Here is a 21,333-nt window from a genome sequence, read left to right as displayed (position 1 = left end):
GCCCCTGCGCGGTCTAATCGTTATCGAACGTCAGTTCGAGCAGGCTGTCGTCGCTCCAGTCCTGCTCCCGTAACGGTGGCGTGAACGACGAACCGCTGAAGGGCACGGGCGCGCTTTTGCCGTTGAAGCTGATCGTCGCAGCCGTGATGCGCCGCGCTTCGGAAAAGCTGTAGGTTCCCTTTTGCGACACGAAATTGCACGGCCCGCCCAGTGCGCTCATCGCGGTGCGCATGGCGAAAGGCAAGGTGTCCTTGTCGATGGCCCAATGGACTTCGCAGGCCAGCCGCAGGTCGCCCAGGCGGCGCGTCGTGTCGCTGGTCGCCGCACTGCGGATGTAGGGAATCCACCTGACCGACCCCGCCTTGCGATTCACGGTCAGCTCGGCCTTGTCATACAGCGGACCCTGCTCGACGGGCAAGGTGAAGATATTGCGCTCTCCCAGCGGTATCACCATGCCCGCCTCATCGCTTTCCAGCCGGAGCGCGATGGCGTGCATGTCGACATCGGGACGGCGCGGTTCCAGAATGAAGCGCAGCTCCGCGTCTGGCGCCAGCGCATGCTTTTCCTCGAAGCGTTTGACGCCCTTGAGCATGGCACTGTAGGGCTTCCAGTCCGGATCCCGGATGCCTTTTACATTGACTGACGCTGCCGCATCCTGCCCGGCTTGCTCTACGGCTTGATCCGTATCAGCGCAAGCCTGCGCCGCAGCGCCGCAAAAAACCAGCAGAAGCCCCGCTTTTTTGCTGGCATGTATATTCAACATATTCATCATATTCATTTTGAAGTCATTGTTTATCATGTCAAAACCACTATGGCATCCGTTTGCCTGCTTCCGCAACAGTATTGCTGGCCCATAAAAAAATCACTCCATATTTCTATTCATTAATGGAAACATGAGTGTAGAAAAAAACGGTGGTGACAGGCGGTTTTTAAGACAGAGTGTCAATTGAGATGAATGGAATGCTTGAAATCGCTGTTGTGCCGTATTACCCGCTTCAAAACGGAAAGCGCTCGTTTCGAAAGTTCTCGAGCGAATGCCTTTCCGCTTGCTGTCAGGGGCAGTTTACTGATTGTTCGGGAAAGTATACAAGTTAGTCACGCCGCGTTGCGTTGGATGAAATTGCAAGAGCCAGGCTGTCCTGAAAATATATGGGACGTTCAATGGTTTTGGCAATTTATTAATAGTAACCGTATTTACGTCAATGCCATGAGCAAGCCGGAAGCAACGATTACCGCAGCAAATAGAGCTACAGCAAAGCGATTGTGAGGGAGCCCTCTCGCCGGCGGATAGTGGGCCAGAGTGAGTAGTCGCAGCATTGCCCAGCCCGGCCAATAGAACAGCTTTTCAATGACTGTTCCTAACAGACCATAGAGCAATAGGCGAACCATCCAGACGATGGCGTCGAAAATCCAATCAAACACAGTTTATCCTCAGGGTGTGCAGGCAGCGGCACGGATGGCTGCAAAAATGGTCGTCACGTGTACTGATTGAGTTCACGCCGCCGCCAGCCATTCCATCTTTTGCACCTGGGTATGCGGATGGCTTTCCAGCGGCTCCCATTCCGGTAAAAAGACAAAGCCCTGTTTCTGGTAAAACGCGGCTGCGCGCGCATTCTCCGGCGCCACGTCCAGCACCAGCCGGGCGTGGCCATTGTCCACGGCGCGCTGTTTGACGGCGTCGACCAGGCCTTGCGCCACGGCCATGCCCCGATATTCGGACTGTACCCACATGGCGATCAGGTGGCACTCGTTATTGGCGGCCACCACTTGCGCGGCAAGGCCGATGGGGTGTTCTCCGTCAAAGGCGAGGAAAAACGTGCGCTGCGGCGTGCTGACGGCGCGCTGCTGCCATTCGGGACCGGAAAACCGGGCTGCGCTGGCGTGGCTGGCGCCGAAGGCGGTGGGTGCATCGAGCAGGGCGGCCAGGCGCGTGGCTTTCAGCGCCTGCCAGTCGGCGGCGCTGGTGGGGCGGATAATAATGTTCTTCAAATCTGTGAGTTTCTTTAACTGGTCGGCGCGGCCGTGGAGGACGAAATCTTTCTGTACGCTTCCGCCAGCATCGTGACGGTCGCCATGTCGTTCACGCTGCGCGCCTCGATGATCGTCTCGCCCGCGGCAATGGTGACATCGCCGTTCACATAGCTGGCGGGAAAGCGCCGCTCGGTGATCTTGTTGGTGAGCACATTGCGCGTATAGCGCAGCGCCACGAGCCGGTCGCCTTCCTGTTTGATGACGACATAATTCGGCACGCTGGTGCGTTCCAGTTTCCAGGTGCCGATAAAGTCTTCGACAGGGGCGGCGCTGGCCTGCAGGGCACAGCAAGCGGCGAGGGCGGCCAGGAACAGTTTTTTCATGGTATTAACAGTCTATGCTAGAGTGGCCTGCGGCGCAGGAAAATACGTCCGTCATGCTTGAATGGCATGGCGCTTATCCATGGGATAGCGCCAGTAATTTAAGTATTTGGCAATATTAACAGGATCACTGGCTTATTTGTCACCGTTCCCACCATGTTGCTCACGCCTTGTTGGGGGAACGGGGTGAGAGAGGGGGCGAGAGGCGGGAGAATCGGAAATTGCAGTGGCTCGCGCCGCCAGCCAAGGTTTGAGTTCTTTCCAAGTGGATACCACGCGCTGCATAGGCGACGAAATCAAGCCCGCAAATGTTCGGCAAGATTTCTTTGTCGTCATGGCGCTGTGCGAATTTGCAAAAACCGCATGCCCGGTAGTTGATGCCGAATTCAAAGTTGTCATCTGCCCCCGGCTCAACGAAATCGTAGATGAAATCTTCTGGAAACTCCATCTGATGGCTTTCTGTCGTGCTTTTTAACGCCTGCTCGCGCAGCAAAGCCTGATTCTCTGGCGACATGAACTGGCGTCCCGCCTCGTGCCGTTCCGCCTCGGGCATGGTGAGCAATTGCGCCTTGTAGGTTTCCCGCTCCATTTCGCCGATCATGGACACCGGCACGCCGTGCCGCCGCAGCACCCGGCTGATGGCCATAAAACCCATGAGACGCATGAAGAAATCACTCATGCGACTTGCTGCGCCGCCGACATAGGGCATGTGGGCAAGGACGATGCCGAATTCGGCCATCACCTCCTGCCTGATCCCATGCATATTGGATAGATGCGCGCGCTCGCATAACATCGATTCAGCAAGCTCGAGGCAATGGAGCATGGCGGCCTCCATTGCAGCGCGATGCGACGCGTAAAAGGGATGGATTATATCAGCCATGCAACACCTCCTTGATATACAGTCTATTGACAATCCAGCCACAGGTCCGCTTTTGGCCTTGGCTGTGTAAAAACGCGGGCCTATGTAAATGAAATTGATTCGGTAGACCGTGAGTCAGTATCTCATCAAGATGGCGAGAGTTTGTGGGTTTTTTTACAAGATTTATTTTTTGGCATTAAAAATATCATATTGTGCCACATAGGCCTGCTTTTCAGCGGCAGTCCCACGGCGGCAATATATGACGCGCCAGGGGGGAAATGGGTATTGTAAATTGAACATGCTTAATTATTGCTTTGCATGTCCGGCCTTCCGAGACTACAGCAAAAGGGGCTTGCAATCTAATTTCCACATGGAAACAATATAAAAAAAATTAAAAATGTGCACGGATACATCGAACTTTGAAAATACCATTAATTACGATAGCGCTTGCCAACGTTTCTCCGTATTCTTGCTTCAGCACTTACGACCATACCCCCGTCGTCCAGCACCAGATCCGCATTGCCGTTCACGAAATTGCAGGCTTTGCCATTTGGTTTTTCACTGAATGCTGATCGACGCGATTCTCGCCTCCCTTCTCGCACCGACCCCGTTTATATAATAGCTTAAATGGCTGGGTTATCTCATGGTTAAGGAAGTTGGTCGTATAGCGTAAAACTTTTTTCTCGCGTGAAATTTATGAAAAAAACAATGTGCAAAAAAGCGACTAAGCCGCATTTTAATTTCAATATCTCTTGCGCATAAGATTTCCACGCGTATTCTCAATGAATGCACGAAAATTTTATAGTGGAAACCAAGCTCTACATTTAGCTGGAGGTCGAATGCGGAAATTCCTCTATTGAATGAAAACGCCCCTGTTTTCAAGTTTTCGAGAGAAAACTAAAGAGCTCGCCTAAATCCCGCATGCCGCAATGATCGGCTGCCGGCACCTCACCACCCCTGTTGATGATTTTCATCGTCAAGGAAGTCACTCGCACCAGAAGGGATTCAACTCATGCTGCCACATCGCTCGCCGCTGTACATCCTGACAGTTTTGTCGATCTCCGTTTCATCCGCTTTCGCGCAAACCGTTCCGGATGCGGGTTCGCTATTGCAGCAAATTGAAAAAGGGCGCTTGCCGCCGCCGTCAAGCAAGCAGGTGCCGCTTCTGGCTGCACCGCCGCAGCCTATGAAAGAATTGTCGGGAATGTCGGTCACGGTATCGCGGTTTCAATTCGCCGGCAATACCTTGCTCACGGAAGCGCAACTGGCGCCTGCCGTGGCGCGCTACCTGAACCGGCCACTCTCGTTCAATGACCTTCAAAACGCCGCCGCAGCAGTGGCCGAAACCTACCGCAAGGCCGGCTGGATCGTGCGCGTCTATCTGCCACTGCAGGAGATCAAGGACGGTGTCGTGACGCTGCAGGTCGTCGAAGCGGTGTTTGGACAAGTGCGCATGGAAGGCACGCCGCCGACCCGCTTGCCATTCGACAGGCTGGTGCCGATCGTGGGTGCCGCCCAGCCACATGGCGCCGCGCTGAAAGCGGAGGCGATGGACCGCGCCCTGCTGTTGCTGGACGACATGCCTGGCATCAGCACGGCCGGCAGCCTGGCACCCGGGGAGCAGGCCAATGAAGTCGACCTGGTCTTGAAGATCGAGGATGAAAAACGCATCAACGGGCAGGTCGGCGTCGACAATGCCAGCGCCCGTTCCACCGGCAGCGCGCGCCTGACCGCCGACCTGTACATCAATAGTCCCCTGCGCCTTGGCGACCAGGCGGTCGTCAATCTGATGCATACGGAAGGCAGCGATTATGCCCGCCTGGCCTACACCGTGCCGCTGGGGGCGGCCGGATGGCGGGTCGGCGCCAACGCGTCGCACCTGCGCTACCGCCTGGTGGACGATGCACTGGCCGCGCTTGACGCATCCGGGACGTCGACCACGAGCGGGCTCGAAGCGAGCTACCCGTTGATCCGCGCGCGCCTGAAAAATCTCTATCTGGCCCTCAATTACGACAACAAGCGCTTCGACAATCGTGCGGTGGCGAGCACGATCACCCATTACAAGATCGACACCTTCACTGTCGGCCTGAGCGGCAATGTGCTTGATCAATACGGTGGCGGCGGCAGCAACAGCGCCAGCCTCGCGCTGGTACACGGCAATGTCGACCTTGACGGCTCGCCCAACGCCAGGGCCGACGCCATGACCACGCGCACAGGCGGCAGTTTCACCAAACTGCGCTATGCCGTCAGCCGCCAGCAGGTACTCACCGAGACGCTGGCCGTGTACGCCGCGTTCTCGGGCCAGACTGCAGGAAAGAACCTCGATTCGGCCGAGAAATTCTATCTCGGCGGCGCGTATGGCGTGCGCGCCTATCCGTCCAACGAAGGCGGTGGCTCGGAAGGGCAGCTGTTCAATCTGGAGTTGCGCGCGCGCCTGCCCAACAACGTGAACGTCACCGGCTTCTACGACTGGGGCCGCGTGAAGGTCAACCACGACAATGCTTTTCCCGGCGCGCCGGCGCTGGGCAGCTATAGCCTCAAGGGCGCGGGACTGTCCGTCGGCTGGCTGGCCAGCTTCGGCCTGAACCTCAAAGCGACCTGGGCCAGGCGCATTGGTGACAATCCGAACCCGACACTGGCGGGAACGGACCAGGATGGTTCATTCAGAAAGAATCGCTTTTGGCTCCAGGCCTCGATGCCGTTCTAGCTTTCGCCGCATGCCCCCCCATTTCGTTTTCCTCTGCTTTGAAGGAGTACCACCATGCACGCGTCCATGAACCGTATTTACCGATTGATCTGGAGCGAGATTCTTGGCGCCTGGGTCGCCGTGGCGGAAAACGCCAGAGGCAAAGGTAAGCGCAGCGGCCGCACCTTGCTCGCTCCGGCGTTCGCGGCGCTCGGTCTTGGCGCCAGCATGGGCGCCTTCGCGGCGCCGCCCGCGCCGACCGCGCTGCCTGCCGGCGCGACAGTCGTTGGCGGCCAGGTCGTGATCACCCGGAATGGCGCGGCGATGAACATCCAGCAGAGCACGGCGCGCGCGGCAATCGATTGGCAGACGTTCAATCTCGGCGCCAAGGCCAGCGTCAATTTCGCCCAGCCTTCGGCCAGCGCCGTCACCTTGAACCGGGTTCTCGATGCGCAACCGAGCCAGATTTTCGGTCGCATCACCTCGAACGGCCAGGTGTTCCTGAGCAACCCGAATGGCGTCTATTTCAGTCCCTCCGCGTCGGTCAATGTGGGCGGGCTGGTGGCCACCACCCACAATATGTCGAGCGCCGATTTCATGGCGGGCGTGAACACGTTTTCACGCGGGGGCGCGACGGGCAGCGTCATCAATGAGGGCAGCCTGCACGCGACGCTCGGCGGCTATATCGCCTTGCTGGCGCCGGAAGTGCGCAACAACGGCCTGATCATGGCCCACGCCGGTACCGTGGCGTTGGCATCGGGCGAACAGATCAAGCTGCAGTTCGGCGACAGCAATACCCTGGCCGGCGTGATCGTCACGCCATCCGCGATCGCCGCCCTGGTCGAGAACCGGCAAGCGGTGCTGGCTCCCGGCGGCACGATTATCATGTCGGCCCAGGCGGCCAATCGCCTGATGGGGGGCGTGATCAACAACAGCGGCGCGCTGGAGGCAAACGGCTTGACGAATGATGGCGGGCGCATCATGCTGGCCGCGTCTGACCAGATCAGTGCCGGCGGCACCATCAGCGCTAACGCGGCTGCCGGCAGCGCGGGGCGGGGCGGCACGGTGACCTTGATCGCGGACCTCGCCAATGCGGCCAGCCGGACCGATGTCAGCGGCAGCTTCAGTGCGCGCGGCGGCGACAGCGGCGGCGACGGCGGCTTCATCGAAACCTCCGCCAGCCACCTGACCATCCGCGACGCCACCCGCGTCGACGCGCGCGCCGCGCACGGCAAGTCGGGGCGGTGGCTGCTCGATCCGGACGGCTTTACGATTGCCGCCAGCGGCGGTGATATCAGCGGCGCGACCCTGAGCAGCAACCTGGCTACCGCCGATGTTGCCATTGCCAGCACCAACGGCGGCGGCAGCGACGGCAATGTCACCGTCAATGATGCCGTCACCTGGAGCGCCAACAAGCTGACCCTGACCGCCACCAATGACGTCAATATCAATGCGGTGATGACGGCGAGCGGCACGGCCAGCCTCGATCTCGAGCCGACGGCAGGCAAGGTCAACACGTCATTCGGCGCCGGCAACACCTTCAAAGGCAAAGTCAATTTCGCCGGCAGCGGTACGTTGACGATCAAGAATCAGGTCTATACAGTCATCAACAGCCTGGGCGCCGACCGCAACGATATGACGCCGGGCACCTTGCAGGGCGTGCAAGCAAGTCAGAACGCCTTCTACGCGCTGGGCAGCGACATCGACGCCACGTCGACTGCCTCCTGGAATGCCGGTGGCGCCATCGGCATGCAGCAGTTTTCAATCTCATGGGGCGCATTCGACGGTCTCGGTCACGTCATCGTCGCGCCAACCATCAACAACCAGTCATCCTTGTTCGCCAGCCTGTATGGCGACAATACGGTTCAGCTGCGCAATCTTGGCATCGTCGGCGGCACGGTCAACGGGGCACAATACGCGTCCGGCATGGTAGGCCGGAGCTGGGGCAGCATCAGCAACAGTTTCTCGACCATGAACGTGACCGGGTTCAATAACACCGGTGGCCTGGTCGGCGAAAGCCAGGCCGGGATCATCACCAACAGCTATGCTGGCGGCAACATTTCCGGTACCACGAACGTGGGTGGACTGGTGGGGAGAATGTTCGGCGGGCAAACGACAAACAGCTACGCCAGCGGCAATGTCACGGGCACCACGGCGTTCATTGGCGGGCTGGCCGGCATCAACTATTTCGGCACCATCAGCAGCAGCTACGCCAGCGGCAACGTCACGGGCAACCAGACCGTCGGCGGCCTGGTTGGCCTGAACCAGGCGGCGGGCGGGACGGGCAGCAATATTATCAATACCTACGCCACGGGCGCGGTCAACGGCAACACCAATGTCGGCGGCCTGGTGGGAGAGAACGGGTCGAACATCAGCAACAGCTATGCCGTCGGCGCCGTGACTATCAATAATGGCAACACCAGTGTGGGCGGCCTGGTCGGCACGCTGTCGGTCGATGGCGGAAACTCGCCGTCCGTCATTAGCAATAGCTTCTGGGATACCCAGACCAGCGGCCAGGCGGCCAGCCCTGGCGGCACGGGCAAGACCAGCGCCGAAATGAAAAGCATGGGCACCTTCACCGGCGCCGGCTGGAATTTTTCTTCGGCGCCCGTGTGGCAAATCAAGGCCAGCGTCAACAACGGTTACCCTTGCCTGACCGCATTCGCCAACTGCCCGGTTTCCAAGCCGCTGAGCGTGCATGTCAACAGCAGCCAGAGCAGCAACATCTACGGCGACCTCGTCGGTACCTTTACTTATAGCCTGTTCAATGGCGCGACACTGCTGGATGCGAATGGCATGGCCGCCCTTGGATTGAACGTCAGCGGCAGCGCCTTGTTTGGCGGCGCGCCCAGCGTCGGATCGAATGCGGGGAATTATCAAATTATCTACAGCTCGGGCCTGGTGCTGGGCGGCGCCAACGCGGGCGACTACGCCTTCCTCCCCGACGCTGGCCTGAGCTATACGGTGCTGAAACGGCCGCTGGGCCTGGTCGCCACGCGTGCTTACAACGGCGGCACCGTGATGTCCAACAACGTGATGCAAGCCAGCAATCTGGTCGGTTCAGATTGCACTGCCGGCCTGAGCGCATGCGGCTTGACCGGCAGTGCCTCGGTCGCGAGCAAGAATGTCAGTGCGGGAGCCCAGGCGCTTGCGCTGGGGGGCCTGACCTTGAGCGGCAGCAGCGCGATCAATACCAACTACACGCTCACGGGTGCCAGCGGCACAGGCACCATCACGCCGCGCTCACTGGCCGTCTTTGCCAGCGGGACCAATCGCAGCTACAACGGCGGCACGAACGATATTGCCAACCTGATCCCGGACGACAGCGTCGTGTTCGGTGACGCGCTGACGTATTCTTATACGTCGGCCAACTTTCTCGACAAGAACGTCGGCAATGGCAAGACCGTCAACGTCACCGGCATCAGCATCGGCGGCCTCGATGCCGGCAACTATAGCGTGGCCAGTACGAGCGCCACCACGACAGCCAACATCACCAGGCGCGCGCTCGACGTGTTCGCCAGCGGTACCAACCGCGTGTATAACGGCGGCACCGGCGATGCCGTGACTTTGATACCGGACGATAGCGTCGTGTCCGCAGATCAGCTGACCTATTCTTACGGCGCCGCCAACTTCCTGGATAAAAATGTCGGCACCGGCAAGACCGTCAACGTGACGGGAATCAGCCTGGGCGGCGCCGACGCCGGCAACTACGCCATCGGCAGCACGAGCGCAACGACGCAGGCGAATATCACGGCGCGGCCGCTGAGCGTGTTCGCCAATGCCAGCAACCGTGTGTACAACGGGGGCACCGCCGCGCTGGCGACCCTGATTCCCGATGACAGCGTAGTCGGCGGCGACATTCTCAGCTACGCTTACACCGCCGCCAATTTCCTCGACAAGAACGTGGGCGTTGGCAAAACGGTCAATGTTACCGGCATCAGTCTGGGCGGCGCGGACGCGGGCAATTACAGTCTCGACAGCTCCACGGCGACGGCGTATGCCAACATCACGCCGCGTTCCCTGGCGGTGTTCGCCAACGGCAGCAATCGCGTGTATGACGGCAGCACCGTGGATACGGCGGTCCTGACGCCGGACGACAGCGTCGTCACGGGTGACGTGCTGAGCTTTAGCTATGCATCGGCCAATTTCCTGGACAAGAATGTCGGCATCGGCAAAACGGTCAATGTGAGCGGCATCAGCATCGGCGGCCTCGATGCCGGCAACTATAGCGTGGCCAGTACGAGCGCCACCACGACAGCCAACATCACCAGGCGCGCGCTCGACGTGTTCGCCAGCGGTACCAACCGCGTGTATAACGGCGGCACCGGCGATGCCGTGACTTTGATACCGGACGATAGCGTCGTGTCCGCAGATCAGCTGACCTATTCTTACGGCGCCGCCAACTTCCTGGATAAAAATGTCGGCACCGGCAAGACCGTCAACGTGACGGGAATCAGCCTGGGCGGCGCCGACGCCGGCAACTACGCCATCGGCAGCACGAGCGCAACGACGCAGGCGAATATCACGGCGCGGCCGCTGAGCGTGTTCGCCAATGCCAGCAACCGTGTGTACAACGGGGGCACCGCCGCGCTGGCGACCCTGATTCCCGATGACAGCGTAGTCGGCGGCGACATTCTCAGCTACGCTTACACCGCCGCCAATTTCCTCGACAAGAACGTGGGCGTTGGCAAAACGGTCAATGTTACCGGCATCAGTCTGGGCGGCGCGGACGCGGGCAATTACAGTCTCGACAGCTCCACGGCGACGGCGTATGCCAACATCACGCCGCGTTCCCTGGCGGTGTTCGCCAGCGGCAGCAATCGCGTGTATGACGGCAGCAGCGTGGATGTGGTGCTTGTGACGCCGGATGACAGAGTCGTCACGGGTGACGTGCTGAGCTTTAGCTATGCATCGGCCAATTTCCTGGACAAGAATGTCGGCATCGGCAAAACGGTCAATGTGAGCGGCATCAGCATCGGCGGTAGCGACGGCGGGAATTATGCTCTGGAAAATACCACGGCCCTTACCCATGCCGATATTACGCCGCGCATGCTCAACGTCAGTGCCAGCGGCGTCAATCGCGTGTATGACGGCAGCCGCAATGCGACGGTCGCCCTGGCCGATGACCGGGTTGCCGGCGACGCGCTGAGCGTCACTGACGAAGCGGCGACATTTTCCGACAAGAACGTCGGCACAGCAAAGGCTGTCGGCGTGACGGGCATCCAGGTCGCCGGTACCGATGCGGCCAACTATGAGTACAACACCTCGGCCGCGACCACGGCCGACATCACGGTGCGGACCTTGACGGTCAGCGCTAGCGGCGTAAACCGTATCTACGACGGCAGCACTGGCAGCAGCGCGATACTGGCGGACAACCGGGTGGAGGGGGATCTGCTGACGCTGACCGGCAATGCCAGTTTCGCGGACAAGAACGCCGGCGTGGGCAAGATGGTGAGCGTCAGCAATATCTCGGCCAGTGGCGCCGATGCCGCTAACTATGTCTTGGGCGCGGGGCTCACCACCACCACGGCCAATATCACACCGCGCGCGCTCACCGTGGGCGCCACGGGGATCGATCGGCAGTTCGATGGTACGACCGCCGCGCTGGTCGTGCTTGCGGACAACCGCATTGCCGGCGATGCGCTGACGCTCGCCGATGCCGGGGCAAGCTTCGCCAATGCCGATGTCGGGAGCGACAAACCGGTCACGGTAACGGGGATCAATATCGCGGGTAGCGATGCCGCCAACTACAGCTTGCAAAACAGCAGCGCCAGCACCAGCGCCAGCATCCTGGCCGCAGGCGTCGAGCCTACCCGGGTGCCGCAACTGCCGGTCACCGTGCCTGTCGTTCCGGCACTGACCACGGTGGCATCGCCTTTGGCGCTGACGCTGCAAGTACCCGTTGCGGGTGGCCGTATCGTCGACGGCCAGCGCAATAGCGCTATCACGGTGTCGCTGGTGCGACCGTCGTCGGATGGCCAGCCGGGCATGGTGAGCGTGTCGATTCCCAAAGATATGGTGAGCAAGGGTGACGGTTTCAGCTTTGCTTTGCCGGCGCCGTTGACCGCAGCCCTGTCAGACACGCGCGCATCGGTGCGCATCAGCAGAACCGATGACGCGCCCCTGCCGGCATGGTTGCGCTACGTTGCGCAGACGCACAGTTTCGACGTCTCGGCCGCGCCTGCCGGCGCACTGCCGTTCGAGGTGAAAATCATGGTCAATGGGAAACGGTGGATCCTGGTCCTGGCGGAGGGAGCGGATAAATAGCGCCTGAACGCGGCTGGCTGGCTCAGGTTTTCCGCTCAGGACTGGTCCCACACCTCGACCGTCAATACCTGCCCAGGCTGACAAGCGGCGATGCGCTCTTGGTGCAGCGTGATGCTGCCGGGCCAGCCGGCGGGGCGGTCTTCCTGGAAAACGCCTTCCTGCGCCTCGGCGATGCCGGTGAACAGGAGGGGCTTCAGATCGGATGCCAGCGCCGTATAGCGGTTTGGAAAGCCGTTGCAGGTCAGCTGGGTCGCCTTGCCTTGCTGGCACAGTTGCGTGATCCAGCCCAGGCCGCCCAAGCCCGCTTCCCAGGTGGCCAGGATGGCGTCTTTATTGACCTTGGCCAGGTCGGCCATCTGTTCCGGTGTTTCTGTCGAGATAATAGTCCACCAGCCTGCCATGCGTGAATTCCTTGATAAAAGTTAGCCAGCTTATTTGGTCATGGCGCGGCGCAGCACATAGCTGAGCGCATCGACGGCGGCCACCATCAGCAGCATGGCGATGATGACGGTGGCGGCGGCCTGCATCTGGAATAGCGACAGATGGTATTTCAGCATCTGCCCCAGGCCGCCCGCACCCACTACGCCGAGGATGGCGGCGGCGCGGATATTGTTTTCCCAGCGGTACAACGTGTAGGACATCATTTGCGGGCTGCACTGCGGCAAGGTGGCGTACAGGAAAGCCACGGCGGGGTGCGCGCCATTGATGCGCAAGGTGGCGGCAGGCAAGGGCGGGCAATTCTCGAAGGCATCGGCAAACAATCGGCCCAGCACGCCCACCGTATGCAGCGCCAGCGCCAGGGTGCCCGCAAACGGACCCAGGCCGGCGGCGATCAGCAAAATCGAGGCCCACACCAGCTCGGGAATCGAGCGCAGCACGTTCAGGATTGCGCGTGTGGCATTGCGCGCCAAGGTGCCAAAACGGCCGCTGGCGGGCAGGGCCAGCAGCGCACCCAGGACAGCGGCAATCAGCGTGCCGATGGCCGACATGGCCAGCGTCTCGAAGGTGGCCACGCCGACTCGCATGAGGAAGGGGCTGGCCAGTTCCGGCGGCGCGAAGCCGTGCAGGAAATCGGCGCTGGTGCGCACGGCGTCGGCACTGAAGAACTCGCCCCATTTCAAGGGCAGGGTGGCAAAGCTGGCGATGACCAGCAGCAATAAGCCAGCTAGCAAGGCCCAGGTCGACCAACGCACCGGGGCAGGCATGGGCAGCAAAGTTGATTCTTGCTTCATGCCAGCCTCCGGCGCAGCATGGCGGAAACGGCATCGGCGCCCGCCACCAGCAGCACGAAGACCATCAGCATGGTGGCCAGCTCATTGCCTGCCATCATTTTCATCGATTCATCCATGCGCTGGCCCAAACCGCCCGCGCCGACAAAACCCATGACGACGGAGCCGCGGATCGCGCATTCCCAGCGGTAAATCGTGTACGACACCAGTTCGGCAGCCGATTCGGGCAGGGCGCCATACAGCAAGGCTTTCAAGCGGCCGCTGCCATTGTGGAGCAGGGCGTTGCAGGCGGCAGCGTCCGATGATTCGAGGATTTCCGCATACACCTTGCCCAGCATGCCGCAATACGTGAGGGCGATGGCGATCACGCCCGCCGTCGGTCCCAGGCCGACTATGCGCACCAGCAATAATGCCCAGACCAGTTCCGGCACGCTGCGCAGCAGCACCAGCACGGCACGCACGGCGTGGCGCACGGCGGCGGCCAGGGGCGACACTGTGCCGCTGCCGATGCGCGAAATCGACAGTCGCTCCGTCACCAGCAGGGTCAGGGGAATGGCGCCCAGCATGGCCAGCGCCATGCCGGCCGTGGCCATGGCGATGGTTTCCCAGCTGGAAATTGCCACCAGTTGCAGGAATTCCAGCGAGTGAGCGGGTGGCACGAAGCTGGCAAGGAATTGCCAGGTGGCGGCCAGGCTTTGCGCATCGAATAAAATCCACGGCTTGAATTCGGCTTGCACCAGCATCGGCCACAGCACGAGCAGCACGATGGCAGCGATGGTCAGACGGCCGCGCCAGGCGGGGTCGCGGGGCAGGGTGGAGACCTTCAGCAAAGGGGCCTCGCGCCGTCCAGGTTCGCCTCCAGCACCTCGACCAGGGGCGCCGGATCGGCCTTGTTGCGGTACAGTTGCTCTATCATGGCGTCGCTGACCTCGGCGCCAGGCAAGTCGAAGACGATCTTGCCATCGCGCAAGGCGACGATGCGCGTAAAGCAGGCGCGGGCGATTTCCACCTGGTGCAGGCTGCAGATCAGGGTGGCGTTGCGCGCTGTGGCTTCGGCCTGCAGCACATTGATCGTCTGCAAAGCGAGTGTGGGGTCGAGCGCGGACAGCGGTTCGTCGACGAGGAACACTTCCGCATTCGACACCAGCGCACGGGCCATGCCGCAGCGCTGGCGTTCGCCGCCGGACAGGCGGTCGACCCTGGCATACAATTTGTCTTGCAGCTTGAATTTGCCCAGGGCTTCCCACGCGGCGCGCGGGTCGACGGGCGCCAGCAGCGAACGGATGGCCGTCCACAAACTCCATTGCGGCAAGCGGCCCGCCAGCACGGCGTTGACGACCCGCTGGCGCGGCGGCAGCGGCGGCGTTTGCGGCGCCAGGAACAGGCGCGCGCGCAAGGCGTGGCGCCCGGTGCTGCCGATCCGCCACGGAGAAGTGCCAAGGATGCTCAAGGTGCCGGACTCGGGGCGCAGCGCGCAGGCCAGCGTGTGCAGCAAGCTGGTCTTGCCGGCGCCGGAAGGGCCGATCACGGCGATTTGTTCACCTTGGGCCACGTTCAGGTCGAGGTCGCGCAGGGCCAGCGCATTGCTGGCGGCGCCCGCGTGGTGGACGCTGACCTTGTGAAGTTGAAATGTCATGCGAGAATGGGGAATGTGCTGGCCAGCGTGCCGCTGGCCAGCGGATTGGTTGGCTTTACTTCAGCAAACCGGCATCGCGCGCGGCCGCTTCGATATCCTTGTAGTTCTCGGCCTTGGTCGGGATGAATCTGGTGGCGCGCTGCAGCTCGAGGATTTCCTTGCCTTCCGGCGTGGCAGGATCCAGCGCCAGGAAAGCGTCCGTCAGCTTCTTGCGCACGACGGGATTCATGTCGGCACGTACGCTCCAGTTGTAATCGTAGTAGCCGGGCGTCGTGTAGAACACGCGTACCTTGCTTGGATCGACCTTTTTCGCTTCGAGCAGTTTTTCCCACACGGAAATGTTCAGGGTGCCCGCATCGACTTTGCCGCCGGCCACGGCCGCCACGGTGGCGTCATGCGCGCCGGAAAATGCGATGCGTTTCATGTCGGTGTCCGGGTTGATCTTGGCGGCCAGCAAGTAGTAGCGCGGCATCAAATGGCCGGACGTCGACGATTCCGAGCCGAAGGTGAAATTCTTGCCCTTCAGATCGGACAACTGATTGATGTCCTTGCTGGTGGTGACGAACACCGAGCGGAATTTCGTGTCTTCTTCGCGCTGCACCAGGGGCACGATCTTGCCGCCGCTGCGCACGTTGGCTTGCACGAAAGTAAAGCCGCCGAACCAGACCATGTCAAGCTTGTTATTGATCAAGCCTTCCACGGAGGCGGCGTAATCGGTGACGGGCGTAAATTCCACCTTCATGCCCAGCTTTTTCTCCAGGTAACTGCCCAGCGGCTTGAACTTGCGCTGCAATTCCGTCGGCGCTTCGTCGGGGATGGCGGATACGCGCAACACTTGCTGCGCCTGCGCCAGGCCGCTGTGGATGGCCAGGGTGGCGGCGACGGTGGCCAGGATGGCGGGGAACTTGTTCAATGAGTTGGAGAACGTGGTCATGGGACTACCTTTAAAAAAATTGTTCATTAATATACGGAAACCCCGGTACTGCCATCCTGCATCTCGCCGATGACGACGGCGTCGCCAAAGCCTTCGGCACGGAAAATCGCCAGCACTTGCTCGACGGCTTCCGGCGCGCAAGCCACCAGCAGGGGGCCGGCCGTCTGCGGGTCCGTCAAGATCGCCTTGTCGATGGCGCTCAGGCTCTCGTCCAGCGCCACTTGCGCGCCGTAACCTTGCCAGTTGCGGCCGGAGGCGCCCGTGATGTTGCCGTTCTGCGCCAGTTGCTGCACTTGCGGCAGCAGCGGCACGGCACCCATGGCGATGCGCGCCTGCAACTTGGCGCCGCGCGCCAGTTCCAGGGTGTGACCCAGCAAGCCGAAGCCCGTCACATCCGTCAGCGCATGCACGCCGTCCAGCAGGGCCAGTTTCTTGCCCGGGGTATTCAATTTGGTGGTGTTATCGATCAGCGAAGCGTAGCCAGCCGCGTCCAGCGCATTTTTCTTCAGCGCGGCCGACAAGATGCCGACTCCGATAGGCTTACCCAATACCAGTTTATCGCCGGCGCGCGCGCCAGCGTTGCGCTTCACCTGCGAGGGGTGGACCAGGCCCAGCACGACCAAGCCGTAGATTGGCTCGACGGAATCGATGGTGTGGCCGCCCGCGATGGGGATGCCGGCCTGGGCGCAGATGGTTTCGCCGCCCTTTAATATGAGGCCGATGGTTTCCACCGGCAGCTTGTTGATCGGCATGCCCACCAGTGCCAGGGCCATGATGGGCGTGCCGCCCATGGCGTACACGTCGGAAATGGCGTTGGTGGCGGCGATGCGGCCAAAGTCGAACGGATCGTCAACGATGGGCATGAAGAAATCCGTGGTGGCGATCAGCGCCTGCTCGTCGTTGAGCTGGTACACGGCCGCGTCATCGGAGGTTTCTATGCCGACCAGCAACTCCTTCGGCAGGGGAAAGCCGCCGCTGCCTTTTAATATGTCGGCCAGCACGCCGGGCGCAATTTTGCAGCCGCAGCCGCCGCCATGGGCAAATTCGGTCAATCGGATGGGGGGTGCAACGCTATCGGACATGGTCGTCATCCTGCTCAAAAAGGTCATTGGAAGCTGCGCCAGCGTTCACGCGGCGCTGGCGGTACGGGGTTCGCCGACGATAGCACATAATGCGCGCGCGGCTTGCTCAAAGGCATGTTCTGAGATATCGGGCAAGACCAGCGGCGTCGCCTGCGCGTAGCGGCTGAAGTTGCGGGCGATCGATTGCCGGTAGACGGGGTCGTAATGCTGCACCAGCAACGCTTCCACCAGCTCGGCCATGCGGCCCGAGGTGGCCAGCTGCTGCCAGTGGGCAATTTTCTCGCGGCCATGCAGCTGCGTCAGCAGAGCCAACTGCACGTTCAGGCGCGCCGCATCGCCCACGTAATGGGCGTAATCGTCCATCAGCAATTGCACTCGCTGCTCCGTGGCCAGCTGCACGTCTGTGCAAGCGGCTGCGCGCATCTTTTCCATCAGCGCATCGGGCACGCGCAAACGACCCACTTTCTTGCTTTCGGACTCGATGAATACGGGCAGCTGCGGGTCGAAATGGCGCAATTGCTGCCACAGCGCGCTTTCAAACGCCTTTTGCGAGGGCTGGTCCGCGTCCGGCAAGCCGCCCAGCACGGAGCCGCGGTGCGCCGCCAAGTCTTCCAGGTCGATCACTTGCGCGCCTTGGCGGTCCAGCACTTGCAGCAAGCGGCTCTTGCCGCTGCCCGTGGGGCCGCACAGCACGTTGATGAAGTCGAAGCGTTCGGGCAGGGTGGCCAGTTCGGCGTTCACATGGCGCCGGTAATCCTTGTAGCCGCCGTCGAGTTGCGTGACGGGCCAGCCGATGCGCGCCAGGATGTGCGCCATGGCGCCGCTGCGGTTGCCGCCGCGCCAGCAGTAGACGAGCGGGGACCAGGAATGCGGATGAGCGAGCAAACCCTCTTCGATATGCCGCGCGATATTTTTCGCCACCAGCGCCGCGCCCAGTTTTTTCGCCTCGAAGGCGCTGGTCTGCTTGTATAAAGTACCCACGCGCACGCGCTGCTCGTCGTCCAGCACGGGCAGGTTGATGGCGCCCGGCAAGTGGTCTTCCGCGAACTCGGACGGGCTGCGCACGTCGATGATGGCATCGAACTCGTGCAAGCGGGGCAGGATGTCGCTGAAAGGCAGGACTGCAGGGTATTTCATCGTGGCGCGGCTGCTTGGAATGGGGAAAGACGTATTATCCCCGATAAAGGCTCGTGCCGTGGGACTAGCCTAACAGCTTGCCCAGCAGCGGCGCCAGCAGGACCGTCACGATGCCCGAGAAAATCATCGTCAGGCTGGCTACGGCACCTTCTTCCGTGCCGACCCGGCGCGCGACGGACAGGCCAAAGCCGTGCGCGGCCGCGCCATACGGGGCGCCACGGGCGATGCGCATGCGCAAGGGCAGCAGTTTCAGCAGTGGCTTGCCCAGCATCAAGCCGAACAAGCCCGTCATGACAACGAAGATGCCCGTCAGCTGGGCCGAGCCGCCCATATGGCGCGACGCTTCCAGCGCGAACGGCGTCGAGACGGAACGGGCCAGCAGGCTGCGCGCCATGTCGCCGTGCACGCCCAGCAACCGGTCCAGCAGCAGGGTGGCGGCGACCGATGCCACGATGCCGGCGCAGCTGCCCAGCGACAAGGCCAGCCAGTGTTTGCGGATCAGTTTGCGTTCCTGGAAGATGGGCAGGGCGAAGGCGATGGTAGCCGGCCCCAGCAGCCACGGCAGCCAGCGCGTTTCGCCGAAGTACGTGGCGAACGGCGTCGAGGTCGCCTGCACGATGACGATCAATATCGCCGAGGTGCAGATGGCGGGCGTGAGCAGAAAATGCGGGTGGCGGCGGTGCACGGCCTGGTTGGCATAGAACAGCACCAGGGTCAGCAGCAGGAACAGCAGGGACAGGACCAGGGTGCTCATGCTGCCGCCCTGGCTGTACGCTGGCGCACGAGTTTTTGCAGGCGCAACCAGCGTTCATAACGGCACACCCATTCCACGGTGAAGGCCGTGGCCAGCATCACGCTGGCAAAGCCCAGGCCGATATTCACGAACAGCATCACACCCTGCGCCTTCAACAGTTGCGTAAATTGCACCACGGACACGACCAGCGGAATAAAGAACAGCAGCATGTTGGCTAGCAGCCAGTTCGCGCCCAATTCGATGGCGGACGGTCGCACCCCGCCGGACAGCAGCAAGGCCACCAGCACGAACAGTCCCACCACGCCGCCGGAGAACGGCAAGTGCAGGGCGGAAGCGGCCGCATCGGCCAGCCACCAGGCGGCAATCAGTACGCCCACTTGCCACGCGGTCTGCGCGGGCTGGCGCCAGGCGGGGGCGGATGGCAGGGCGGCGGCGGGATGGAGGGAATGCTGTAAGGCTGGTGCTTTCACGGCGGGCTTTCAAACGGCTGGGGGGAAGTTTTCATTGTAGTGACCCCACATCAAAAGATAAAATGACTTAAAATTATGATTATCATTCGATATTGGAATGCATCATGGATATCCGCTCTTTGCGCTACTTCGTCGAAGTGGTCGAGCAAAACAGTTTTACGCGCGCAGCCGCCAAGCTGCATGTGACGCAACCCACCGTCAGCAAGATGGTCCAACAGCTGGAACAGTCGCTGGACCTGGCCTTGCTGGACCGCGCCGGCAAGCGCTTTACCCTCACGGATGCGGGCAAGGTGGTGCTGTCGCGCGCGCATGAGCTGCTGGCCCTGCACGCGGAACTGAAGGTGGAATTGCGCGACCTGCAAGAGCTGGAACGGGGTGAGCTGCGCGTGGGTGTATCGCCGCAGACGCATTCCACGCTGGCGCCATGGCTGGCCGACTACCACCAGCGCTATCCGGGCATCGAGCTGAAGATGTACGAAAGCGGTACGCAAGCCATCGAACGCGACCTGCGCACCGGCACGGTGGAACTGGGCACCATGCTCGACTATCCGGGCAATGCGGCCACCTGGCAGGATTTCGAGGCTTTGCCTCTCGTGCGTTCGCCGCTGTGCCTGCTGGCCGCGCCCGGCTCGCCGTGGCAGGGACGCGCCTCGGTGGCCCTGGCCGAGCTGGCCGACAGCCCCTTCATTTTCTATGGCGCCGCGTTTGCCCTGAATGACATCGTGCAGGATGCCTGCCAGCGGGCCGGTTTTGCGCCGCGCATCACGGGCCGCAGCGGCCAGTGGGATTTCATTGCCTCGCTGGTGCGGCTGGGCGTGGGCATCTGCCTGCTGCCGAAGATGTATTGCGACACGCTCGATTCAGCGCAGTTTGCCGTCATTCCCCTCGCTGGTCCGCCCGTGGAATGGAATCTGATGCTGGCCTGGCGCCGCAGCGGGCGGTTGTCCTTCGCCGCGCGCGCCTGGCTGGACCTTGTCAGGGCGCGCATGGCGGACGCGGCACGTTTACAATAGGCGCACACCAACTTCCGCCCGAGCAGATGAACATCAACGCCAACGCCAACGCCAACGCCAATGCCAGACTCAAGCACACCGCCGGCTCGCTGCTGCTGGGATTGTTATGCAGCGTGGGCCTGATGAGCGAAATGGGCTACGCCCAGGCCGCGCTACCCGTATATGGCTATTTCGTCAAGAATGCATATCCGCACGATCCGCAGGCTTTTACCCAGGGCTTGCTGTTCAAGGATGGCCATTTATATGAAAGCACGGGCCAGAACGGCCAGTCCTCGCTGCGCAAGGTGGAATTGACGACGGGCAAGATACTGCAGAAAAGCATGCTCGATAAAAAGGTCTTCGGCGAAGGTATCACGGACGTGGGCGATGAGATCCTGGGCCTGACGTGGATTTCGCAGACCGGCTATGTGTTCGACCAGAAAACCTTCAAATTGAAACGCACCTTCAGCTACCAGGGCGAAGGCTGGGGCCTGGCCAGCGATGGTAAATTCGTCTACATGAGCGATGGCACTTCCGCCATCCGCGTGCTGCATCCGAAAACCCTGGCCGAGGTGCGCCGCGTCGAGGTGAAGGCGGAAGGCCGTCCCATCGAGCGCCTGAATGAACTGGAAATGGTCGATGGCGAGCTGTATGCCAATGTGTGGGGTGCGGACGTGATCGCCCGCATCGATCCGGCCAGCGGCAAGGTCGTGGGCTGGATCGACCTGACGGGCTTGCTGCCACCGGGGCAGCGGGGCACGGCCAATCCCGACGCTGTGCTCAACGGCATCGCCTGGGATGCGCGCGGCAAGCGTTTGTTTGTTACGGGCAAGCTGTGGCCGAAGCTGTTCGAGATCGAGCTGATCGAAATCCAGCGCCATTGATGCATCCTACCGGACAGTGTTGCTGACAACGAATCGTCTATGATGCTAGTCC

The 21,333-nt window shown here is 61.4% G+C and carries 18 protein-coding genes; 4 read left to right on the top strand and 14 right to left on the bottom strand.

Annotated elements, in window-relative coordinates; all coding sequences use genetic code 11:
- Positions 1–13: 13 nt before the first annotated feature.
- The 5 genes from ACQ4W7_RS03100 to ACQ4W7_RS03080 all read right to left on the bottom strand — a co-directional run bounded on the left by ACQ4W7_RS03100 (position 14) and on the right by ACQ4W7_RS03080 (position 3,231).
- Positions 14–592, bottom strand: coding sequence for a hypothetical protein (locus ACQ4W7_RS03100; protein ID WP_436528367.1), 579 nt, complete (start codon positions 590–592; stop codon positions 14–16).
- Between the two features lie 602 nt (positions 593–1,194).
- Positions 1,195–1,422, bottom strand: a complete 228-nt coding sequence (locus ACQ4W7_RS03095) for a hypothetical protein (protein WP_436528365.1) — start codon at positions 1,420–1,422, stop codon at positions 1,195–1,197.
- Positions 1,423–1,494: 72 nt separating this feature from the next.
- Positions 1,495–1,989 carry a GNAT family N-acetyltransferase gene (locus ACQ4W7_RS03090; RefSeq protein ID WP_436528363.1) on the bottom strand — a complete coding sequence of 165 codons (495 nt, stop codon included), beginning with the start codon at positions 1,987–1,989 and terminating at the stop codon, positions 1,495–1,497.
- A 14-nt stretch (positions 1,990–2,003) separates the two neighbouring features.
- Positions 2,004–2,354 (bottom strand): hypothetical protein, encoded by a 351-nt coding sequence (locus ACQ4W7_RS03085; RefSeq protein WP_436528361.1) that lies wholly within the window; start codon positions 2,352–2,354, stop codon positions 2,004–2,006.
- A 160-nt stretch (positions 2,355–2,514) separates the two neighbouring features.
- Positions 2,515–3,231, bottom strand: coding sequence for an L-2-amino-thiazoline-4-carboxylic acid hydrolase (locus tag ACQ4W7_RS03080; protein ID WP_436528359.1), 717 nt, complete (start codon positions 3,229–3,231; stop codon positions 2,515–2,517).
- Positions 3,232–4,222: 991 nt separating this feature from the next.
- Between ACQ4W7_RS03080 and ACQ4W7_RS03075 the strand changes: the two genes are divergently transcribed.
- Together ACQ4W7_RS03075 and ACQ4W7_RS03070 are read left to right on the top strand one after the other, a co-directional pair.
- The gene (locus ACQ4W7_RS03075) at positions 4,223–5,917 is read left to right on the top strand and encodes a ShlB/FhaC/HecB family hemolysin secretion/activation protein (protein ID WP_436528357.1); all 1,695 of its coding nucleotides are present in this window, start codon (positions 4,223–4,225) and stop codon (positions 5,915–5,917) included.
- A gap of 54 nt (positions 5,918–5,971) precedes the next feature.
- Complete coding sequence (locus ACQ4W7_RS03070; protein WP_436528355.1) at positions 5,972–12,163, top strand: YDG domain-containing protein; 6,192 nt, start codon at positions 5,972–5,974, stop codon at positions 12,161–12,163.
- Between the two features lie 35 nt (positions 12,164–12,198).
- Here ACQ4W7_RS03070 and ACQ4W7_RS03065 read toward each other — a convergent pair whose 3' ends face one another.
- The 9 genes from ACQ4W7_RS03065 to ACQ4W7_RS03025 all read right to left on the bottom strand — a co-directional run bounded on the left by ACQ4W7_RS03065 (position 12,199) and on the right by ACQ4W7_RS03025 (position 19,405).
- Positions 12,199–12,564 carry a hypothetical protein gene (locus ACQ4W7_RS03065; protein WP_436528353.1) on the bottom strand — a complete coding sequence of 122 codons (366 nt, stop codon included), beginning with the start codon at positions 12,562–12,564 and terminating at the stop codon, positions 12,199–12,201.
- A gap of 30 nt (positions 12,565–12,594) precedes the next feature.
- Complete coding sequence (phnE, locus tag ACQ4W7_RS03060) at positions 12,595–13,395, bottom strand: phosphonate ABC transporter, permease protein PhnE (protein ID WP_436528351.1); 801 nt, start codon at positions 13,393–13,395, stop codon at positions 12,595–12,597.
- Positions 13,392–14,222: a PhnE/PtxC family ABC transporter permease gene (locus ACQ4W7_RS03055; protein ID WP_436528349.1), complete on the bottom strand. Its 831-nt coding sequence runs from the start codon at positions 14,220–14,222 to the stop codon at positions 13,392–13,394. Before ACQ4W7_RS03055 ends, phnE begins: the two co-directional genes overlap by 4 nt.
- A complete protein-coding gene (locus tag ACQ4W7_RS03050) occupies positions 14,216–15,028 on the bottom strand; it encodes a phosphonate ABC transporter ATP-binding protein (protein ID WP_436528347.1) in 813 nt (270 codons plus the stop codon). The genes ACQ4W7_RS03055 and ACQ4W7_RS03050 overlap by 7 nt, the downstream gene beginning before the upstream one ends.
- Positions 15,029–15,083: 55 nt before the next feature.
- Positions 15,084–15,962, bottom strand: a complete 879-nt coding sequence (locus ACQ4W7_RS03045) for a putative selenate ABC transporter substrate-binding protein (protein WP_436528345.1) — start codon at positions 15,960–15,962, stop codon at positions 15,084–15,086.
- 26 nt (positions 15,963–15,988) lie between these two features.
- Positions 15,989–17,044 (bottom strand): selenide, water dikinase SelD, encoded by a 1,056-nt coding sequence (selD, locus tag ACQ4W7_RS03040; protein ID WP_426071171.1) that lies wholly within the window; start codon positions 17,042–17,044, stop codon positions 15,989–15,991.
- Between the two features lie 45 nt (positions 17,045–17,089).
- Positions 17,090–18,181, bottom strand: a complete 1,092-nt coding sequence (gene mnmH / locus ACQ4W7_RS03035; protein WP_436528343.1) for a tRNA 2-selenouridine(34) synthase MnmH — start codon at positions 18,179–18,181, stop codon at positions 17,090–17,092.
- Positions 18,182–18,245: 64 nt separating this feature from the next.
- On the bottom strand, positions 18,246–18,935 hold the full coding sequence (locus tag ACQ4W7_RS03030) for an LrgB family protein (protein WP_426071169.1): 690 nt from the start codon (positions 18,933–18,935) through the stop codon (positions 18,246–18,248).
- Positions 18,932–19,405 (bottom strand): CidA/LrgA family protein, encoded by a 474-nt coding sequence (locus ACQ4W7_RS03025; protein WP_436528341.1) that lies wholly within the window; start codon positions 19,403–19,405, stop codon positions 18,932–18,934. The genes ACQ4W7_RS03030 and ACQ4W7_RS03025 overlap by 4 nt, the downstream gene beginning before the upstream one ends.
- Positions 19,406–19,509: 104 nt before the next feature.
- On the opposite strand from ACQ4W7_RS03025, the gene ACQ4W7_RS03020 reads away from it, so the two are divergent.
- Both ACQ4W7_RS03020 and ACQ4W7_RS03015 read left to right on the top strand, forming a co-directional pair.
- Positions 19,510–20,418, top strand: coding sequence for a LysR family transcriptional regulator (locus tag ACQ4W7_RS03020; RefSeq protein WP_436528339.1), 909 nt, complete (start codon positions 19,510–19,512; stop codon positions 20,416–20,418).
- A 26-nt stretch (positions 20,419–20,444) separates the two neighbouring features.
- On the top strand, positions 20,445–21,281 hold the full coding sequence (locus tag ACQ4W7_RS03015) for a glutaminyl-peptide cyclotransferase (protein WP_426071166.1): 837 nt from the start codon (positions 20,445–20,447) through the stop codon (positions 21,279–21,281).
- Positions 21,282–21,333 lie beyond the last annotated feature (52 nt).

Origin of the sequence: Janthinobacterium algoris, assembly GCF_051380935.1 — a bacterium.
Lineage (GTDB): Bacteria > Pseudomonadota > Gammaproteobacteria > Burkholderiales > Burkholderiaceae_D > Janthinobacterium.
This window is presented reverse-complemented; position numbering and strand designations above follow the sequence as displayed.